Source organism: Hahella sp. CCB-MM4, from assembly GCF_002260525.1.
Classification (GTDB): domain Bacteria; phylum Pseudomonadota; class Gammaproteobacteria; order Pseudomonadales; family Oleiphilaceae; genus Hahella.
Genome location: NZ_MRYI01000018.1, coordinates 120740 through 140617, shown reverse-complemented (window position 1 = coordinate 140617; position 19878 = coordinate 120740). Strand labels below are relative to the sequence as shown.

Annotated in this window: 15 protein-coding genes, 5 tRNA genes and 1 rRNA gene; all 21 read left to right on the top strand. The window is 48.4% G+C overall.

Annotated elements, in window-relative coordinates; genetic code table 11:
• A 5S ribosomal RNA gene (gene rrf / locus BTA51_RS24120) occupies positions 1 to 102 on the top strand; the annotation flags it as partial.
• 399 nt (positions 103 to 501) lie between these two features.
• Positions 502 to 1473 carry a biotin--[acetyl-CoA-carboxylase] ligase gene (locus tag BTA51_RS24115; RefSeq protein WP_094711637.1) on the top strand — a complete coding sequence of 324 codons (972 nt, stop codon included), beginning with the start codon at positions 502 to 504 and terminating at the stop codon, positions 1471 to 1473.
• Positions 1473 to 2210, top strand: coding sequence for a type III pantothenate kinase (locus BTA51_RS24110; RefSeq protein ID WP_094711636.1), 738 nt, complete (start codon positions 1473 to 1475; stop codon positions 2208 to 2210). Before BTA51_RS24115 ends, BTA51_RS24110 begins: the two co-directional genes overlap by 1 nt.
• A complete protein-coding gene (locus tag BTA51_RS24105; RefSeq protein ID WP_094711635.1) occupies positions 2211 to 2927 on the top strand; it encodes a hypothetical protein in 717 nt (238 codons plus the stop codon).
• Positions 2928 to 2958: 31 nt separating this feature from the next.
• Positions 2959 to 3034, top strand: a tRNA-Thr gene (locus BTA51_RS24100).
• Positions 3035 to 3083: 49 nt separating this feature from the next.
• Positions 3084 to 3167, top strand: a tRNA-Tyr gene (locus tag BTA51_RS24095).
• 7 nt (positions 3168 to 3174) lie between these two features.
• A tRNA-Gly gene (locus BTA51_RS24090) sits at positions 3175 to 3249 on the top strand.
• Between the two features lie 28 nt (positions 3250 to 3277).
• Positions 3278 to 3353, top strand: a tRNA-Thr gene (locus BTA51_RS24085).
• Positions 3354 to 3420: 67 nt separating this feature from the next.
• Complete coding sequence (tuf, locus tag BTA51_RS24080; protein WP_094711624.1) at positions 3421 to 4614, top strand: elongation factor Tu; 1194 nt, start codon at positions 3421 to 3423, stop codon at positions 4612 to 4614.
• Positions 4615 to 4630: 16 nt separating this feature from the next.
• Positions 4631 to 4706, top strand: a tRNA-Trp gene (locus BTA51_RS24075).
• Positions 4707 to 4730: 24 nt separating this feature from the next.
• Entirely contained in the window at positions 4731 to 5099 is a 369-nt protein-coding gene (secE, locus tag BTA51_RS24070; protein WP_094711634.1) for a preprotein translocase subunit SecE, read from the top strand.
• Positions 5100 to 5109: 10 nt separating this feature from the next.
• On the top strand, positions 5110 to 5643 hold the full coding sequence (gene nusG / locus BTA51_RS24065; protein ID WP_094711633.1) for a transcription termination/antitermination protein NusG: 534 nt from the start codon (positions 5110 to 5112) through the stop codon (positions 5641 to 5643).
• 98 nt (positions 5644 to 5741) lie between these two features.
• Complete coding sequence (gene rplK, locus BTA51_RS24060) at positions 5742 to 6170, top strand: 50S ribosomal protein L11 (protein ID WP_094711632.1); 429 nt, start codon at positions 5742 to 5744, stop codon at positions 6168 to 6170.
• Positions 6171 to 6173: 3 nt separating this feature from the next.
• A complete protein-coding gene (rplA, locus tag BTA51_RS24055) occupies positions 6174 to 6872 on the top strand; it encodes a 50S ribosomal protein L1 (RefSeq protein ID WP_094711631.1) in 699 nt (232 codons plus the stop codon).
• A gap of 207 nt (positions 6873 to 7079) precedes the next feature.
• Complete coding sequence (gene rplJ, locus BTA51_RS24050; protein ID WP_094711630.1) at positions 7080 to 7610, top strand: 50S ribosomal protein L10; 531 nt, start codon at positions 7080 to 7082, stop codon at positions 7608 to 7610.
• 35 nt (positions 7611 to 7645) lie between these two features.
• Positions 7646 to 8020: a 50S ribosomal protein L7/L12 gene (rplL, locus tag BTA51_RS24045; RefSeq protein ID WP_094711629.1), complete on the top strand. Its 375-nt coding sequence runs from the start codon at positions 7646 to 7648 to the stop codon at positions 8018 to 8020.
• 183 nt (positions 8021 to 8203) lie between these two features.
• A complete protein-coding gene (rpoB, locus tag BTA51_RS24040) occupies positions 8204 to 12277 on the top strand; it encodes a DNA-directed RNA polymerase subunit beta (protein ID WP_094711628.1) in 4074 nt (1357 codons plus the stop codon).
• A 112-nt stretch (positions 12278 to 12389) separates the two neighbouring features.
• Positions 12390 to 16580 (top strand): DNA-directed RNA polymerase subunit beta', encoded by a 4191-nt coding sequence (rpoC, locus tag BTA51_RS24035; RefSeq protein ID WP_094711627.1) that lies wholly within the window; start codon positions 12390 to 12392, stop codon positions 16578 to 16580.
• A 173-nt stretch (positions 16581 to 16753) separates the two neighbouring features.
• Positions 16754 to 17128, top strand: coding sequence for a 30S ribosomal protein S12 (gene rpsL, locus BTA51_RS24030; protein ID WP_020405295.1), 375 nt, complete (start codon positions 16754 to 16756; stop codon positions 17126 to 17128).
• Between the two features lie 128 nt (positions 17129 to 17256).
• The gene (gene rpsG / locus BTA51_RS24025) at positions 17257 to 17727 is read left to right on the top strand and encodes a 30S ribosomal protein S7 (protein WP_094711626.1); all 471 of its coding nucleotides are present in this window, start codon (positions 17257 to 17259) and stop codon (positions 17725 to 17727) included.
• Between the two features lie 18 nt (positions 17728 to 17745).
• Complete coding sequence (gene fusA, locus BTA51_RS24020) at positions 17746 to 19848, top strand: elongation factor G (protein ID WP_094711625.1); 2103 nt, start codon at positions 17746 to 17748, stop codon at positions 19846 to 19848.
• Positions 19849 to 19878: the final 30 nt, after the last annotated feature.

Below are 19878 nucleotides of genomic sequence, written 5' to 3'. Positions count from 1 at the left end.
AGCGAGCTGGAACCACCTGATCCCTTTCCGAACTCAGAAGTGAAACAGTTCAGCGCCGATGGTAGTGTGGTTCGCCCATGTGAGAGTAGGTCGTCGTCAGGCTTCTAATTAAGAGCCCCATCCAGGTCACTGGGTGGGGTTTTTTATTGCCTGCCGGAAAGGGGGCTGTATCTCTGGGGCATCGTCCTGCATTTAGATTCTGGGTTCTGCCAAAGGATTGCATCTATTTTCTGGTGAGGTAGCCTTCACTTCACTTCACTTCACTTCACTTCACTTCACTTCACTTCACTTCACTTCACTTCACTTCACTTCACTTCACTTCACTTCGCCTTTAGTACTCGGTTTGTTCTCATTTTTGCGCATGTTTTTATGGCGGCAGCTTATTGCCTCTTATTGTGATTCATGCCCTTTCTTGATTTATTGGGAAAAATACTTTAGAACTTTGCCGCCGCCTAGGGTGTGTTTAATGATCTTTGGTAAGCCCTGAGGGGCAGGTTGCAGATGAATTACGAATTGTTGCGAATGTTAGCAGATGGTGAGTTTCATTCAGGTGTGGCTTTGGGTGCGCGCCTTAATCTTACTCGCGCTGCAATTTGGAAAAATATCGCTCAGCTTGAAGCTGCAGGTATTGGTGTGGAGAGCGTTAAGGGTCGAGGTTATCGTCTGTCGGATCCAATAAATATGCTGGAAAAGGTGGTTGATCGAGAGAAGATGGCCAAGGGCTGTGGCTTTGCTCTTAGGGACTTTCTTGTGCTTGACTCGGTTGACTCGACAAATACCCATTTGAAGGAATATTCCAGGGATCTGCCAATGGGTTGCTTTGATGTTTGTGTTTCGGAGGAACAGACTGGTGGTCGGGGGAGAAGGGGGCGAGAATGGATAAGTCCGTTTGCCAAGAATCTCTATGTCAGTATCTCTTGTCGGTTGCCTGGAGGGTTCTCAAGTTTGAGTGGCTTAAGTTTAGGGCTTGGGGCGGCGACCGCTGAGTCAATAAAGCAGGTGGCCCAAGTGGATGTTGGTTTAAAGTGGCCAAATGATGTGTGGATTCAGGATAAAAAGGTAGCTGGTATCCTTGTTGATGTGGAGGGGGAGAATAACGGGCCTGTCTTAGTCGTTGCGGGTATAGGTATTAATGTCTTTATGAGTGATGGTGAGGGGGGCGAGATTGGGCAGCCTTGGACAACTTTGGAGAAGGAGTCTCATGTTACTCTGGACAGAAATGTTCTTCTGTTGAGCTTAATAAATACAGTAATGCTAACGATAGGCAGATTTGTTGAAGGTGGTTTTGGTTCTATTCGGCAGTATTGGGATAAATACGACTGCTTGGTTGGGAAAGCCGTAACTTTGCATGGTTTTCAAGCTCCTATTGAGGGGGTGTACAAGGGGGTTGATGGGGGCGGCAATATGATTATGGATGTGTCGGGCGGGGAGAAGGTTTATTCGGCCGGAGAAATATCGGTAAGGCTCTCATAATGATTGAGTTCGAAATTGATGTAGGCAACACCTATATAAAATGGAGGCGGTGGGAGTCGGGGCAGTATTTTTCAGCGGTAAGTGGCGATCTTTGTGCGCTTGAAGCGGATCTAGATAAAAATGTGGTCTCGAAGGCGTTGGTTGCTTGTGTTGCTGGTGAGTCAATAAAAAGTGAAGTTGCGGGCTTGCTTCAGTCCAGGGGTGTTAAGGATGTTTTCTGGGCGGGGGTGGTTAAAAGTGCGGTGGGCGTAATAAATGGATACACGGATTATCAAAAGCTAGGCGTGGATCGTTGGCTTGCCTGTCTTGCTGGGTATCAATTGGTAAGTGAAAGGTGTTGCATTATTGACTTCGGTAGTGCGATTACCGTGGATGTCGTTGATGATGGAGGTTGTCACAAAGGGGGCTATATTGTTCCAGGATCGAGGCTGTGTTTTACCTCTTTGGGGGGGAATACTGGTTCTCTTGCTGGTGTATACGAATATGTCTCTGATGACAGGTTGGGGCTGGATACAAAGGAGTGCGTTGAAAATGGTGTTTATTTAATGCAAGCGGGTTTTCTTGCTGCAGTGTTGGAAAGGTTTGGGAAGGGGAAGGTTATTTGTACCGGTGGGGGGTATAAGCAGTTTGCAGCTCTATTGTCTGAAAGAGGGGTGGTCTACTGTCGGGACCTTGTTTTGGATGGATTGAGGTTGGCCTATATAGATGGTTGGACCGGGATGGAAAGGGGCGAATAGGTGCGTTGGATATTTCTATCGCTGCTATCACTTAACGCAATAGTGTTTTTAGTGCAATGGCTTGAGCTTCAGAAAAGGCATTCTGCCAGTGTTAATCATGCAAGGATTCAGGTATACGAGAATGCAGGTACTCTCACTCTGTTGAGTGAGATAAAGCTTTTTCCGGCAAAGAAGGAAAAGCTAGAGGATGGGTCTTCTGCTGATAAAGGGGTCAAGAGCAATGTGGAAGCATTATGCTTTTTGATTGGGCCTTTAGAGGAAGAGGTCGAGGCTGAAGAATTGAGGAAAGGGCTTCTCTTGGAGCAGGTGGAGACTCGCCTTCATAAAAATACACTGCAGCTCGCGCCGGAATATTGGGTCTATTTGAGACCGCTGGAAAGTAGAAAGGCTGCAATTATTCGATTGAAAGAGCTCCAGGTAAGAAAAATAGATAGCTATCTTATAGCTCAAGGTGAGTTGAGGAATGGTATTAGCCTCGGTTTGTTTCGCAATATTGATTCGGCCAAGCTATTGCAAAAGCAAAGAATAAGACAGGGCTTTCAGGCGGAAATGAAGGAGCTTCCCAGAGAAAAGCTGGAATATTGGCTGGTTTCAGAGGATGAGGCGAACATGCAATTAATGGGAAGAATCAATAGCGTTTTGGGGTCGCAAAAAAATAATGTCGAAGCGAGACAAATTTTTTGCAAAAGTGTTGCATCGGGGGGGGATCTTCCGTAGTATAGCGGCCTCGCGAATTTGGCGAGCACGAGCTGGCGTAGCTCAGTTGGTAGAGCAGCTGACTTGTAATCAGCAGGTCGGGGGTTCGATTCCGTCCGCCAGCTCCATTTATTTTTAGCGAATTTGGTGTGTTAAATTAGCTGAATCGTTTGCTCTGGAGGGGTTCCCGAGCGGCCAAAGGGATCAGACTGTAAATCTGACGCGAAAGCTTCGCTGGTTCGAATCCAGCCCCCTCCACCATTATTCAGCGGGCGTCGTATAATGGCTATTACCTCAGCCTTCCAAGCTGATGATGCGGGTTCGATTCCCGCCGCCCGCTCCACTAATTCAAATTGGTGAGTGTTTAGAGTGCTCATGTAGCTCAGTCGGTAGAGCACATCCTTGGTAAGGATGAGGTCACCGGTTCAATTCCGGTCATGAGCTCCACTGTTTGGTTGTCCTTCGGGTCAATACTAGAAATACGGCAAAGCGTTTTCTTCAGGAGAGGGTCGCAATGGCAAAAGAAAAGTTTGAGCGTAGTAAACCGCACGTAAACGTAGGTACTATTGGTCACGTTGACCATGGTAAAACTACTCTGACAGCGGCCCTGACACGCGTATGTTCCGAAATCTGGGGTGGCGCAGCCGTAGCGTTTGACGGTATTGATAAAGCACCAGAAGAAAAAGCGCGTGGTATTACTATCGCGACTTCTCACGTTGAGTATGAGTCACCGACTCGTCACTATGCTCACGTAGACTGCCCTGGGCACGCTGACTATGTTAAAAACATGATCACTGGTGCGGCACAGATGGACGGCGCGATCCTGGTATGTTCCGCGGCTGACGGCCCCATGCCGCAGACTCGTGAGCACATCCTGCTGGCTCGTCAGGTTGGTGTACCATATATCGTGGTATTCCTGAACAAGGCAGACATGGTTGACGACGAAGAGTTGTTGGAACTGGTTGAGATGGAAGTGCGTGATCTGCTGAGCACTTACGAGTTCCCAGGAGACGACACTCCAATCATCATCGGTTCTGCGTTGATGGCTCTGGAAGGTAAAGATGATAACGGTATTGGTACCAGCGCTGTTAAGAAGCTGGTTGAAACTCTGGATGAATACATTCCAGAGCCAGAGCGTGCAATCGACAGACCGTTCCTGATGCCTATCGAGGACGTATTCTCCATCTCTGGTCGTGGTACTGTGGTAACAGGCCGTGTAGAGCGTGGCATGATCAAGGTTGGTGAGGAAGTTGAGATTGTTGGTATTAAAGATACCACTAAGACTACCTGTACTGGTGTTGAGATGTTCCGTAAGCTGCTGGACGAAGGTCGTGCGGGTGAGAACGTTGGTGTTCTGTTGCGTGGTACTAAGCGTGACGAAGTTGAGCGTGGTCAGGTTCTGGCGAAGCCAGGCACTATCACTCCTCACACTGTGTTCGAGTCCGAAGTGTACGTACTGAGCAAAGATGAAGGTGGTCGTCATACTCCATTCTTCAAAGGTTATCGTCCACAGTTCTACTTCCGTACTACAGACGTGACTGGTTCATGTGAGTTGCCGGAAGGTGTTGAGATGGTAATGCCTGGCGACAACGTGAAAATGAAGGTTAGCCTGATTGCGCCGATTGCGATGGAAGAAGGTCTACGCTTCGCGATTCGTGAAGGTGGCCGTACCGTAGGTGCTGGCGTTGTAGCTAAAATCTTCGAGTAACCTTTCTGTTTAAGGTAGGCCAGTAGCTCAATTGGCAGAGCGGCGGTCTCCAAAACCGCAGGTTGGGGGTTCGATTCCCTCCTGGCCTGCCACCTTATTAGGTCTGGTTATATATTATGTCCTCTAATGTAGAGAAAACGTCAGGCGCGGTCGACAAGCTGAAATGGCTTGTCGTATTCGCGCTTATTGCAGCTGGGGTGGTTGGTAATTCGTTTTATGCCGATCAATCTCTGCTATACCGTGTCCTAGGTTTGGTTGTGTTAGGTGCGGTGGCTGCCTTTACTGCTGCGCAAACAGTAAAAGGGCAGTCCTTTTTGGTGCTGTTAAAAGAAGCTAGGTTGGAAATTCGGAAGGTCGTGTGGCCAACCAGGCCCGAACTAACCCAGACCACGCTGATAGTAGTCGCTTTTGTATTGTTTGTGGCCTTGTTGTTGTGGGTTATAGACTCGCTGATTAGTTGGCTGGTTTCTGGCTTTATTGGTTAGGAGAAGCCTCTTGTCTAAAAAATGGTATGTCGTTCAGGCGTATTCTGGCTACGAAAAGCATGTAATGCGCTCTCTTAAAGAGCGTATTGCACTGAAGGATATGGAGTCTCAGTTTGGTGAGGTTCTGGTTCCAACCGAAGAAGTAGTTGAAATGAAAGAGGGTAAAAAGCGCAAAAGTGAGCGCAAGTTTTACCCTGGTTATGTTCTTGTTCAGATGGACATGAATGATGATACCTGGCATTTGGTTAAGTCTACCTCCAGAGTATTAGGATTTATTGGTGGTACGCCAGACCGTCCTGCTCCTATTAGTGACAAAGAGGCTGAGGCCATTTTGCGACGGGTAGAGAGTGGAGCTGATAAGCCTAAACCCAAGACGCTGTTTGAAGCTGGTGAGGTGGTGCGAGTAATTGACGGCCCCTTCGCAGATTTTAATGGTGTTGTTGAAGAAGTTGATTACGAAAAGAGCCGGGTTAAAGTAGCTGTCCTGATATTTGGGCGTTCCACTCCGGTAGATTTGGAGTTCAGTCAGGTAGAAAAAGACTAGCTGACTTTAAAAAGCAGGCTCGCTACATGTTGTGTGGCGGGCTTTTTGTGTCTGAACGGGGAGCACATTTGTGCGTTATTACCCATTAGGAGGAATCGATGGCTAAGAAAGTTCAAGCCTATATCAAATTGCAGGTTAAAGCCGGTCAGGCTAATCCTAGCCCCCCTGTTGGTCCAGCTCTGGGTCAGCATGGTGTTAATATCATGGAGTTTTGTAAGGCTTTCAATGCTCAAACCCAGAATCTTGAGCCAGGCCTTCCTACTCCAGTTGTAATCACTGTTTATAGTGATCGTAGCTTTACCTTTATTACCAAAACTCCCCCGGCTTCTGTATTGCTGAAAAAGGCCGCAGGTGTCAAGAGCGGTTCTGGTCGCCCTAACACTGAAAAGGTGGGTACGGTTAATCGCGCGCAGTTGGAAGAAATTGCGAACGTTAAAATGCCGGACCTGTCAGCAGGTTCTTTAGATGCAGCAGTACGCACCATCGCTGGCACTGCCAGAAGTATGGGCTTGAATGTGGAGGAGTAAGGCGTGGCTAAGTTAACTAAGCGCCAAAAGGCGATTCGTGAGAAAGTTGAAGCTGGTAAAGCATATTCAATAGAAGAAGCTGTAGCTATTCTGGCTGATCTTTCAAAAGCGGTTAAGTTTAAAGAATCTCTAGACGTCTCTGTAAATCTGGGCGTTGATGCACGTAAATCAGACCAGGTTGTTCGCGGTTCTACCGTACTGCCTAAAGGTACTGGTAAATCTGTTCGAGTGGCAGTGTTCACTCAAGGCGCGAATGTAGAAAAAGCGCAAGCGGCAGGTGCTGATATTGTCGGTATGGACGATTTGGCGGAAGAAGTTAAGAAGGGTAATCTGAACTTTGACGTTGTTATCGCTACACCTGATGCAATGCGTGTTGTGGGTCAATTGGGGCAAATCCTTGGGCCTCGTGGCCTAATGCCTAACCCTAAGGTTGGTACTGTAACTCCGGACGTGGAAACAGCTGTTAAAAACGCGAAAGCCGGTCAGGTTCGTTATCGTACTGATAAAAATGGGATTATCCATTCACCTCTGGGTAACGTGGAATTCCCTTCAGAAGATATAAAGCAAAACCTTGAAGCTCTGCTGGCTGATCTGAAAAAAGCAAAGCCTGCTTCTGCTAAAGGTGTATATCTGAAGAAAGTAACTATTTCATCAACAATGGGCCCGGGTCTGTTGATTGATCAGTCAACTATTTCTGTTTAAGAGGTAGTTGTGAAAAGTTTTGGTAGTCTTTCGGCGGAAGCCGTGGGCTGTCAAAGACCGCAGGTCCTGACAGCGGTTTGATTTTATCAAATCGCTAAGGGTTAAACGTCCTGCGCAGACGGCGAAGCAGTATTGCGAAAAGCCGTAAACGTCTCTTTTGAGATAAATGCGACTAGCTGGGAAACCAGCGTAAATAGGAGAAATCCGGTGGCAATTAGACTTGAAGACAAAAAAGCTATTGTCGCTGAGGTCAATGAGACTGCCAGTAATGCCTTGTCTCTGGTTATTGCTGACTATCGCGGCGTAACCTCCAATGGAATGAGCGATCTGCGTGCAAAAGCACGTAGTGAAAACGTTTCTTTGCGGGTTGTGCGTAACACTCTGGCAAAACGTGCTGTAGAAGGCACTGAGTATGAGTGTGTTCGCGAGGCGTTAGTAGGACCAACCATCCTTGCGTTTTCAATGGAAGATCCCGGTGCAGCTGCGCGCTTGCTGAAGGATTACGCTAAAGAAAACGACAAGTTTGAAATCAAGGCACTTGCTGTTGGTGGAGATTTGCTCGGCGCAGATCAGATTGATCGCTTGGCCAAGCTCCCGACAAGGGATCAGGCTCTGGCGTTGCTGATGAGCGTCATGCAGGCACCAGTTACCAAGCTTGCGCGTACTTTGAACGAAGTTCCGTCCAAAGTTACCCGTGCGGTAGCGGCAGTCCGCGATCAAAAGCAAAATGCGGCATAACGGTAGCAATTTAATAGGCTTTTAGGAGAAATAACATGGCTCTGTCTAAAGACGATATCCTTAATGCAATTGCTGAAATGAGTGTAATGGATGTAGTTGCACTTGTTGAAGCTATGGAAGAAAAATTTGGTGTTTCCGCTGCAGCAGCTGTTGCAGTTGCACCAGCTGCTGCTGGCGAAGCTGCCGCAGTAGAAGAAAAGACTGAATTTGACCTGGTATTGAACTCTGCTGGTGACAAGAAAGTTAACGTCATCAAAGTTGTTCGTGGTATCACTGGTCTGGGTCTTAAAGAAGCTAAAGAGCTGGTTGATGGCGCTCCTTCTACCATCAAAGAAGCTCTGGGCAAAGACGACGCAGAAAAAGCTAAGAAAGAACTTGAAGAAGCCGGTGCTACGGTTGAACTCAAGTAATCTTTTGATTGCTTCAAGCTGCTAAAGCAGGGATTCGGCTGGCGTTTTAGGACGTCAGCCGTTTTCCGTTGTGTAAGCTAAATCTTTTTTTCAAAAATTTCGTACAACTTGAGACAAGTAGTCCTCTTTGTCGAAATCCTTCGAGCGCACCAGAGTCAGTTTGCATAAAGCTGGGGAATATCGATGACATACTCCTATACCGAAAAAAGACGAATTCGCAAAGATTTCGGAAAACTTCCAGCAGTAATGGATGTACCGTACCTGCTATCCATACAGCTAGACTCCTATCACGATTTTCTGCAACAGAATGTGTCCCATGAAGACCGTCAGGACGTTGGTTTGCATGCGGCGTTCAAATCGGTATTTCCAATTGTCAGTTTCTCCGGTAATGCGGCATTAGAGTATGTCAGTTATCGTCTGGGAACACCTGTATTTGATGTAGCAGAATGTCAACTTCGCGGCGTAACTTACGCTGCACCGTTGAGAGTTAAGGTTCGACTGATCATCTATGATAAAGAGTCGTCAACTAAGGCTATCAAAGATATCAAAGAGCAAGAAGTATACATGGGTGAAGTTCCGTTAATGACTGAAAACGGAACCTTTGTGATCAATGGCACGGAGCGGGTAATTGTTTCTCAGCTGCATCGTTCTCCTGGCGTTTTCTTTGATCATGATAAAGGGAAGACCCACTCATCAGGTAAGTTGCTCTATTCTGCACGTATAATTCCTTACCGTGGTTCCTGGTTGGACTTCGAATTCGATCCGAAAGATGCGGTATTTGTCCGAATCGACCGCCGTCGTAAACTGCCTGCAACCATCCTGCTTCGTGCACTGGGTTATACCGCAGAGCAGATGCTCGAAATGTTTTTTGAAAACAGTCAATTTGAAATTGAGGGTGACGATTGCTACCTGGACTTGGTTCCTAGCCGGTTGCGGGGAGATATCGCCACATTCGAAATTAAAGATGATGAAGGTAATGTGATCGTAGAAGAAGCGAGACGCGTTACCGCACGCCATATCCGTCAGATGGAAAAAGCCGGCATGAAGCGGCTGCGCGTGCCCAAGGACTATATGAACGGTAAGGTTATTGCTCATAACGTTACTGATCCGAAGACAGGTGAAATTGTAATCGAGTGTAACTCTGAGATTACAGATGAAGTGCTTGAAAAACTGGAGAAAGTTGGCGTAACCAGAGTTGAGACTCTCTACACTAACGATCTCGACTGTGGTCCGTTTGTATCAGATACCTTAAGAATTGATTCCACCAGAAGCCAGTTGGAAGCATTGGTAGAAATCTATCGCATGATGCGCCCTGGTGAACCCCCAACTAAGGAATCGGCAGAGAATCTGTTTAACAACTTGTTCTTCTCAGAAGAGCGTTACGATCTGTCCGCTGTTGGGCGTATGAAGTTTAACCGTCGCCTTGGCCGTGAAGAGGTTCTGGGTGAAGGTGTTCTTAGTCACGAAGACATTATTGATGTGTTGAGAACTTTGATCGATATCCGTAACGGTAAAGGTACTGTTGATGATATCGATCACCTGGGGAACCGTCGTGTTCGTTCCGTAGGTGAAATGGCTGAGAATCAATTCCGTGTAGGACTGGTGCGCGTTGAGCGTGCAGTTAAAGAGCGTTTGAGCATGGCGGAATCTGAAGGTCTGATGCCTCAGGATCTGATTAATGCGAAACCGGTTGCTGCTGCCGTAAAAGAATTCTTCGGTTCCAGCCAGCTGTCGCAGTTTATGGACCAGAACAACCCGCTGTCTGAGGTTACTCACAAGCGCCGTGTGTCAGCGTTAGGCCCTGGCGGTCTAACTCGTGAGCGAGCAGGCTTTGAGGTACGTGACGTACACCCGACCCATTATGGTCGAGTATGTCCAATCGAGACACCTGAAGGTCCAAACATCGGTTTGATTAACTCTTTGGCGACCTATGCTCGTACCAATTCCTACGGGTTCTTGGAAAGCCCATACCGTAGAGTTGTTGATGGCTTGGTAACTGATGATATTGAATATCTGTCAGCCATTGAAGAAAGCGAGTACGTAATTGCACAGGCAAGCGCATTAGTCGATGAGAATAACCGACTGGTTGATGAGCTGGTAACCGTTCGTCATAAGAACGAATTTACCGTGATGCCGCCTGAGCGTGTTAACTTCATGGATGTATCACCTCGCCAGGTAGTGTCAGTTGCTGCTTCTCTCATTCCATTCCTGGAGCACGATGATGCTAACCGGGCATTGATGGGATCGAACATGCAGCGACAAGCTGTACCAACATTGCGTGCTGAAAAGCCTTTGGTTGGTACCGGTATGGAGCGTTATGTGGCTCAGGACTCTGGAGTCTGTGTCGTTGCCAAGCGCGGTGGTGTAATTGTTAGTGTCGATGCAGCGCGGATTGTTGTTAAAGTCAGTGATGACGAAACAGAGGCTGGCGATGCTGGTGTTGATATCTACAACCTGACCAAATACACCCGTTCTAACCAGAATACTTGTATTAATCAGCGCTCCTTGGTTAAGGAAGGCGATATCATCTCCCGTGGTGATATCATGGCTGATGGCCCATCCGTTGATATGGGCGAGCTGGCATTGGGTCAGAATATGCGAATCGCCTTCATGCCTTGGAATGGTTATAACTTCGAGGATTCCATTCTGGTATCTGAGCGGGTGGTTCAAGAAGACCGTTTTACTACAATTCATATTCAGGAGCTGACCTGCGTTGCCCGGGACACTAAGTTGGGGCCGGAAGAGGTAACTGCAGATATTCCGAATGTGGGTGAGAGTGCGCTCTCCAAGCTGGATGACTCCGGCATCATATACATCGGTGCAGAAGTAGAGCCAGGTGATATTCTGGTAGGAAAGGTGACTCCTAAAGGGGAAACCCAGCTGACTCCAGAAGAGAAGTTGCTGCGTGCTATCTTCGGTGAGAAGGCCTCTGATGTAAAAGATACTTCTCTGCGCGTATCTACAGGCATGCGCGGAACCGTAATCGACGTTCAAGTGTTTACGCGTGACGGAGTCGAGAAGGATCAGCGAGCGAAAGAAATTGAGCAGGCTGAGCTGAATAAATACCGCAAAGACCTTAACGATGAATACCGTATCGTTGAAGGGGCTACCTTTGAACGTTTGCGCAATGCTTTGAGTGGTCAGCAGGTTATCAGCGGTCCGGGTCTCAAAAAGGGCGATGAACTGACAGAAGTACACTTGAATGCTTTCGAAAAGGAAGAATGGTTCAAGCTGAAAATGTCTGATGAAAGCCTGAATGAACTTCTTGAGAAAGCTGAAGTTCAGTTGCAGGAGCGTCGTAAGAGCATTGAGGAACGCTTCGAAGACAAGAAGCGTAAATTGCAGTCAGGTGATGATCTTGCACCTGGAGTATTGAAGATCGTTAAAGTGTATGTGGCTGTTAAGCGTCGTATTCAGCCAGGTGACAAAATGGCCGGTCGTCACGGTAACAAAGGTGTTATTTCTGCAATCAAGCCGATTGAAGATATGCCTTATGACGAGAGCGGCAATCCAGTGGACATCGTTCTTAACCCTCTGGGTGTACCTTCGCGGATGAACGTAGGTCAGGTGCTCGAGACACACTTGGGTGCTGCAGCGAAAGGTTTGGGTCATAAAATCAATCGTATGATCGAAGCCCAGCAGAAGGCTGCCGATATTCGTCGATTCCTCCACGAAGTATATAACGGTGTGGGTGGTCGTACCGAAGATCTCGACTCTTTGAATGATGCAGAAGTCATGGAGTTGGCCGGTAACCTGTGTGGTGGTGTGCCAATGGCTACTGCGGTATTTGATGGTGCGAAGGAAAGTGAGATTAAGGAAATGCTGCGTCTTGCTGATATGGACGATAGCGGACAGATTAATCTCTACGACGGTCGGACCGGTGATCGCTTTGAACGTCAAGTGACTGTGGGCTACATGTACATGCTCAAGCTTAACCACTTGGTCGATGACAAGATGCACGCCCGTTCTACTGGTTCGTACAGCCTTGTTACTCAGCAGCCGTTGGGTGGTAAAGCGCAGTTCGGTGGTCAGCGTTTTGGTGAGATGGAGGTGTGGGCACTGGAAGCATACGGTGCAGCTTACACCTTGCAGGAAATGCTGACGGTGAAATCCGATGATGTTAACGGTCGTACCAAGATGTATAAGAACATCGTGGATGGCGATCATCGTATGGAGCCGGGAATGCCAGAGTCCTTTAACGTATTGGTTAAAGAAATTCGCTCTCTGGGTATTGATATCGAGCTCGAGACAAACTGATGTCTCCGGCTTGATAGCCATTCCAAGTAAAACGAGCTGCAGACTGGGTGCTGCAATACTGATTTAAGATGGGCGGCTCAGCCGCCCTGGGACGCATCAGAGGCCTTAGCCAATGAAAGATTTGCTGAATTTATTAAAGAATCAAAACTACGCTCACGAATTTGACTCTATTCGTATCGGTCTGGCATCTCCCGATATGATCCGCTCTTGGTCTTACGGTGAAGTTAAAAAGCCTGAGACTATTAACTACCGGACGTTCAAGCCTGAGCGTGATGGCCTGTTTTGCGCCAAGATTTTCGGGCCGATTAAGGATTATGAGTGCTTGTGCGGTAAGTACAAGCGTCTGAAGCACCGCGGTGTAATCTGTGAAAAGTGTGGTGTTGAGGTTGCTCCCGCAAACGTTCGCCGTGAGCGTATGGGGCATATCGAACTGGCTTCTCCAGTAGCCCATATCTGGTTCCTGAAGTCGCTGCCTTCCCGCATCGGCTTGCTGTTAGATATGACGCTGCGTGATATCGAAAGAGTGCTGTATTTCGAATCATTTATTGTCATTGACCCTGGAATGACCACTCTTGAGCGTGGCCAGTTGCTTTCCGACGAGCAATATTATGAGGCATTGGAAGAATTTGGGGATGAATTCGATGCGCGTATGGGAGCGGAAGCTGTCCAGGCATTGTTGGCTGATCTTGATCTGCCTGACGAAATTAATCGTCTGCGTGAAGAAATTCCTACCACGAATTCCGAGACTAAGATCAAGAAGCTGTCCAAGCGTTTGAAGTTGATGGAGGCATTCGCTGACTCCGGAAACAATCCTGACTGGATGGTGTTGACTGTGCTTCCGGTATTGCCACCGGACTTGCGTCCACTGGTTCCTTTGGATGGTGGCCGCTTCGCAACTAGTGATTTGAACGATCTGTATCGTAGGGTTATTAACCGTAATAACCGTCTGAAGCGACTGTTGGAGCTGAACGCTCCTGATATCATTGTACGCAATGAAAAGCGGATGCTTCAGGAATCGGTTGATGCTCTGTTGGATAACGGTCGCCGTGGTCGTGCGATTACCGGGTCGAACAAGCGTCCTCTGAAATCCCTTGCCGATATGATCAAAGGTAAGCAGGGTCGATTCCGTCAGAACCTGCTTGGTAAGCGTGTCGACTACTCCGGCCGTTCCGTTATCGTTGTTGGTCCCACATTGCGTCTGCATCAGTGCGGTCTGCCAAAGAAAATGGCTCTTGAATTGTTCAAGCCGTTCATTTTCTCCAAATTGGAGCATCGCGGACTTGCAACGACGATCAAAGCTGCCAAGAAAATGGTTGAGCGTGAAGAGGCGGTTGTATGGGATATCCTTGATGAGGTTATTCGCGAACACCCTGTAATGCTTAACCGGGCGCCAACCCTTCACCGTTTGGGTATTCAGGCATTTGAGCCTGTTTTGATTGAAGGTAAAGCTATTCAGCTGCATCCGCTGGTTTGTACCGCCTATAACGCTGACTTTGACGGTGACCAGATGGCTGTGCACGTTCCTCTGACTTTGGAAGCTCAGTTGGAAGCACGTGCTCTAATGATGGCGACAAATAACATTCTGTCTCCTGCTAACGGTGATCCAATCATCGTTCCATCTCAGGACGTTGTGCTTGGTTTGTACTATATGACTCGTGAGCGCGTTAACGCGCTTGGCGAGGGCATGAACTTCTCAGATATTAAAGAAGTGCAGCGTGCCTATGGGGCCAAGCAGATTCATCTGCAGGCTAAAATCAAAGTTCGGATGGATACGGTCGAGCGTGATGAGGAAGGCAAGCTTTACGAGAAGTCTGGCCTGGTTGAAACCACGGTTGGTCGTGCGCTGCTGAATGAGATCATGCCTCAGGGACTACCTTTTTCGCTGGTTAACCAAGCGATGACTAAGAAGGCTATCTCTCGTTTGATTAATGCTTGTTATCGTCAGGTTGGTCTGAAAGAAACAGTTATCTTTGCTGACCAGATAATGTACACCGGATTCCAGTACGCAACGCTGTCCGGCGCATCAATCGGTGTGAATGACTTCGTTATTCCGGATGAGAAGGTGAAAATCATCGATGCTGCGGATAATGAAGTAAAAGAAATCGAATCTCAGTTTGCTTCTGGTCTTTTGACCCAGGGTGAGAAATACAACAAAGTTATCGATATCTGGTCTCGTGCAAACGATAAAGTATCCAAGGCCATGATGGATCGCCTGGGTACTGAGAAGGTCATCGACCGCGAAGGTAACGAGGTCGACCAGGAATCCTTTAACTCTGTATATATCATGGCTGACTCCGGTGCGCGGGGTTCTGCGGCCCAGATTCGTCAGTTGGCCGGTATGCGTGGATTGATGGCCAAGCCGGATGGTTCGATCATCGAAACACCAATTACGGCAAACTTCCGTGAGGGTCTGAACGTACTTCAGTACTTTATTTCAACTCACGGTGCTCGTAAGGGTCTTGCGGATACCGCATTGAAAACTGCGAACTCTGGATACTTAACCCGTCGTCTGGTTGACGTTGCTCAGGATCTGGTTATCACTGAGATCGATTGCGGAGCCAGCGAAGGTCTGTTGGTAACCCCGCATATCGAAGGTGGTGATGTTGTTGTGCCTCTCGGTGACCGTGTACTTGGTCGGGTTACAGCAAGTGATGTGTTCTCGGCTTCCGACAGTGAGACTGTTGTTGTCGGTGCTGGTACTCTGCTTGACGAGGCAACCGTCGAAAAGCTAGAGAAAGCGGGCGTTGATGAAATCCTGGTGCGTTCACCCATTACATGTGAAACCAAGTATGGGGTATGTGCGATGTGTTACGGGCGTGACTTGGCTCGCGGACATCGAGTGAACGTTGGTGAAGCTGTTGGTGTTATTGCTGCGCAGTCAATCGGTGAGCCTGGAACTCAGTTAACCATGCGGACCTTCCACATCGGTGGTGCTGCGTCACGGGCTTCTGCGGTTGATAATATTCAGGTTAAGCACGGTGGTACCGTTCGCTTGCATAATCTGAAATCCATTGAGCGTAAAGATGGACACCTGGTTGCGGTTTCCCGCTCCTCAGCATTGGCTATCGCAGACCAGGCCGGCCGTGAGCGTGAATGGTATAAGCTGCCGTATGGTGCTGAGCTAAGCGTCAAACAGGGGCAGGATGTTAAAGCGGGTGAAGTTGTCGCCAAATGGGATCCGCATACACACCCAATCATTACAGAAGTTGGCGGTAAGGTTAACTTTGTTGGGATGGAAGAAGGCATTACGATCAAGACTCAAACTGATGAGCTGACCGGGCTTTCCAATATCGAGATCATTGACCCGAAAGACCGTCCTGCTGCAGGCAAGGATATCCGTCCGATGGTTCAGTTGCTGGATGCTAAAGGTAAGGAGATGAACTTCCCGGGTACCGATACGCCGGTACAATACTTCATGCCGCCCAATTCGCTGTTGAACGTCAAGAATGGCGATATGGCGGAAGTTGGTGATGTTATTGCCCGTATTCCTCAGGAATCCTCGAAAACCCGGGATATCACCGGTGGTCTGCCACGAGTTGCGGACTTGTTCGAGGCGCGGAAACCGAAAGAGCCGTCAATTCTGGCTGAAATCAGCGGGATTGTGTCATTCGGTAAAGAAACGAAAGGCAAGAAGCGTCTGGTAATTTCGCCCACTGATAACTCCGACCCATACGAGATTCTGATTCCAAAATGGCGTCAGTTGAACGTGTTCGAGGGTGAGCAGGTTGAAAAGGGTGAGGTAATTTCCGACGGCCCGTCCAATCCTCATGACATTCTGCGTCTGTTGGGTGTGGGTGAGTTGGCGAAATACATCATCAACGAAATCCAGGATGTTTACCGTCTGCAAGGTGTTGTCATCAACGATAAACATATTGAGACTATCGTTCGCCAGATGATCCGTAAGGTGGAAGTGACTTCATCGGGTGATACCGGTTTGATCAAGGGCGATCAGGTGGAGCTGGTGAAACTGCTTGAGGAGAATGAAGTGGCAGCAATGCAGGACAAGATGCCAGCCAAAGGCGATCGTGTTCTGTTGGGTATCACTAAGGCGTCTCTGGCAACAGAGAGCTTTATCTCTGCAGCGTCATTCCAGGAGACAACGCGAGTTCTGACCGAAGCGGCTGTAACTGGTAAACAAGACCATCTGCGAGGCTTGAAAGAAAACGTTGTGGTAGGGCGTCTGATTCCTGCTGGGACGGGCTCTGCCTATCATAACGAGCGTCGCCGCAAGCGTCTGCAGAAGGAAGGTGGTGTTAGTGCTGCCGATGTGGTTCAGGCATTAAGTGCTGAGCTGAATAAGTAGTGAGAGACAAGGTTGAGGCGTTGGGAAACTGGCGTCTCGACTATTAGTGGCATGCTTTGGGTTGAGTTGATGATTTTTTAGGCATCCGCTCCTTGACTCAGGTGGTGTGCGACATTACACTTGCTGCCCTTATTTAATAGGGCAGTTTTATTTGTATTACGGAGTAAGCTTGAATGGCAACCATTAATCAGCTGGTACGTAAGCCGCGCAGCCGTAAAGTGGCTAAAAGTGACGTTCCTGCTCTGCAGGCATGTCCACAGCGTCGCGGTGTGTGTACTCGCGTTTATACCACTACTCCCAAGAAGCCAAACTCGGCTTTGCGGAAAGTTTGTCGTGTGCGTTTGACCAACGGTTATGAAGTTTCTTCATATATCGGCGGTGAAGGCCACAACTTGCAGGAGCACAGCGTTGTATTGATTCGCGGTGGTCGTGTAAAGGATTTGCCTGGTGTGCGTTACCACACTGTGCGTGGAACACTGGATACCGCTGGTGTTAACGATCGTAAGCAAGGTCGTTCAAAATACGGTACCAAGCGTCCAAAATCTTAATTTTTTAAATACCTGATAGTTAGTTGAATCAACTCATTTGAGTTGCGACAGAGCTGTTTAGGATAAGAGTAAGGCCGGGCCTGTTAAGTGCGCCGGATTTACCTGAATAACCTTATTGAGGGCTTATCATGCCAAGAAGAAGAGTCGCTGCGAAACGCGAAATCCTCCCAGATCCAAAATTTGCAAGCCTGAAACTTGCCAAGTTCATCAACCACGTCATGGAAAGCGGCAAAAAATCTGTTGCTGAAAAAATCGTCTATGGTGCGCTGGATATCGTCACTCAAAAGGGTGGTAAAGACCCCCTGGAAACATTCGAGCTTGCCCTGGAAAACATCCAGCCACTGGTAGAAGTAAAATCCCGTCGTGTTGGTGGTGCAACTTATCAGGTTCCTGTTGAAGTGCGTCCTTCTCGTCAACAAGCGCTGTCCATGCGTTGGTTGGTTGAGTATTCCCGTAAGCGTGGTGAAAAATCCATGGCTGCGCGTCTGGCTGCAGAAATGCTCGAGGCAGCAGAGGGTCGCGGCGCAGCGGTTAAGAAGCGTGAAGACGTTCACCGCATGGCTGAAGCTAACAAAGCGTTCTCTCACTACCGTTTTTAATATTTGGAGCAAAAAACCGTGGCACGTAAAACCCCATTGGCACGGTACCGGAATATCGGTATCTGTGCTCACGTTGATGCAGGTAAAACCACTACGACTGAGCGTGTGCTTTTCTACACTGGTCTTTCTCACAAAATTGGTGAGGTACATGACGGTGCGGCCACTATGGACTGGATGGAGCAGGAGCAGGAGCGTGGTATCACTATCACATCCGCGGCTACAACCTGTTTCTGGGCGGGTATGCAGCAGCAGTTCGATCAGCATCGTGTAAATATTATCGATACTCCTGGGCACGTCGATTTCACTATCGAAGTTGAGCGTTCTTTGCGGGTTCTCGATGGTGCTGTGGTTGTATTGTGTGGTTCTTCGGGCGTACAGCCTCAGACGGAGACAGTATGGCGTCAGGCTAATAAGTACGAAGTTCCTCGCATGGTGTTCGTGAATAAGATGGACCGTGCTGGTGCAAGCTTCGAGCGCGTGGTGTCTCAGTTGCGCGAGCGTCTGGGTGCCAATGCAGTGCCGCTGCAGATGACTATCGGTGCAGAGGACGAGTTCAAGGGCGTTGTTGATCTGGTCAAGATGAAGGCTATCATCTGGAACGAAGCGGATCAGGGTATGACCTTTGAGTATCAGGATATTCCAGCGGAGCTTCAGAGTAAGTGTGAAGAGATGCGCGAGTATATGGTGGAAGCGGCAGCTGAAGCCACTGAAGAGCTGATGGAAAAATACCTGGAAGAAGGCGACCTTACCGAGGAAGAGATCAAGCAGGGGATTCGTGCGCGCACCGTTGCTAACGAAATCATTCCTGTGCTTGGTGGTTCTGCCTTTAAGAACAAGGGTGTGCAAGCTGTTCTGGATGCCGTTATTGAATATCTTCCTTCTCCCACAGAGGTTAAGGCGATTGAAGGCGTTCTGGAAGATGGTGAGACTGTTGCGGTTCGTAAGTCTTCTGATGATGAGCCGTTTTCTGCGCTGGCGTTTAAAATCGCAACAGACCCGTTTGTTGGTACATTGACGTTCTTCCGTGTTTACTCTGGTGTGTTGAGTTCGGGTGACTCGGTTTATAACCCGGTGAAAAGCAAGAAAGAGCGTATCGGGCGTATGGTGCAAATGCACTCCAATTCTCGTGAAGAGATCAAGGAAGTGCGTGCAGGGGATATTGCCGCTGGTATCGGTCTGAAAGACGTGACTACTGGTGATACGCTTTGTTCTCTGGATAACATCATTACTCTGGAGCGCATGGAATTCCCTGAGCCGGTAATCTCTGTAGCAGTAGAGCCTAAGTCAAAGGCGGATCAAGAGAAGATGGGTATCGCGCTCGGTAAGCTGGCGCAGGAAGATCCATCTTTCCGTGTGAAGACTGATGAGGAAACTGGTCAGACTATTATCTCTGGTATGGGTGAGCTTCACCTGGATATCATTGTTGATCGTATGCGTCGTGAATTTAAGGTTGAGGCCAACATTGGTAAGCCTCAGGTCGCATACCGTGAGGCGATTCGCAACACTTGTGAGATTGAAGGTAAGTTTGTCCGTCAGTCTGGTGGTCGCGGTCAATATGGTCACGTTTGGGTTAAGTTCGAACCCCGTGCCGAAGGCGAAGAAGGTCTGGAATTCGTTAACGAGATCGTGGGTGGTGTGGTTCCGAAGGAATACATTCCTGCGGTAGGTAAGGGTATTGAGGAGCAAATGAAGAACGGTATTCTTGCCGGCTATCCTTTGCTTGGCCTTAAAGCTACTCTTTATGATGGTTCTTACCACGACGTTGACTCTAATGAGATGGCGTTCAAAATTGCTGCCAGCATGGCTACTAAGGCCTTGGCTAGCAAGGGTGGTGCCGTATTGCTTGAGCCTGTTATGAAGGTTGAAGTGGTGACTCCTGAAGAAAATATGGGTGACGTGGTTGGTGACCTTAACCGTCGTCGCGGCTTGATTCAGGGTATGGATGATAGCGTTTCCGGTAAAGTGGTAAATGCAGAAGTGCCGCTGGCGGAAATGTTTGGTTATGCAACTGATCTGCGTTCTGCAACGCAGGGTCGTGCGACCTATACTATGGAGTTTTCCAAGTATTCAGAGGCGCCGACAAACGTTGCAGAAGCTGTGATTAGTGCGCGTAGCAAATAATCCAGATTAATTATTAACTTTTTTCTTAGT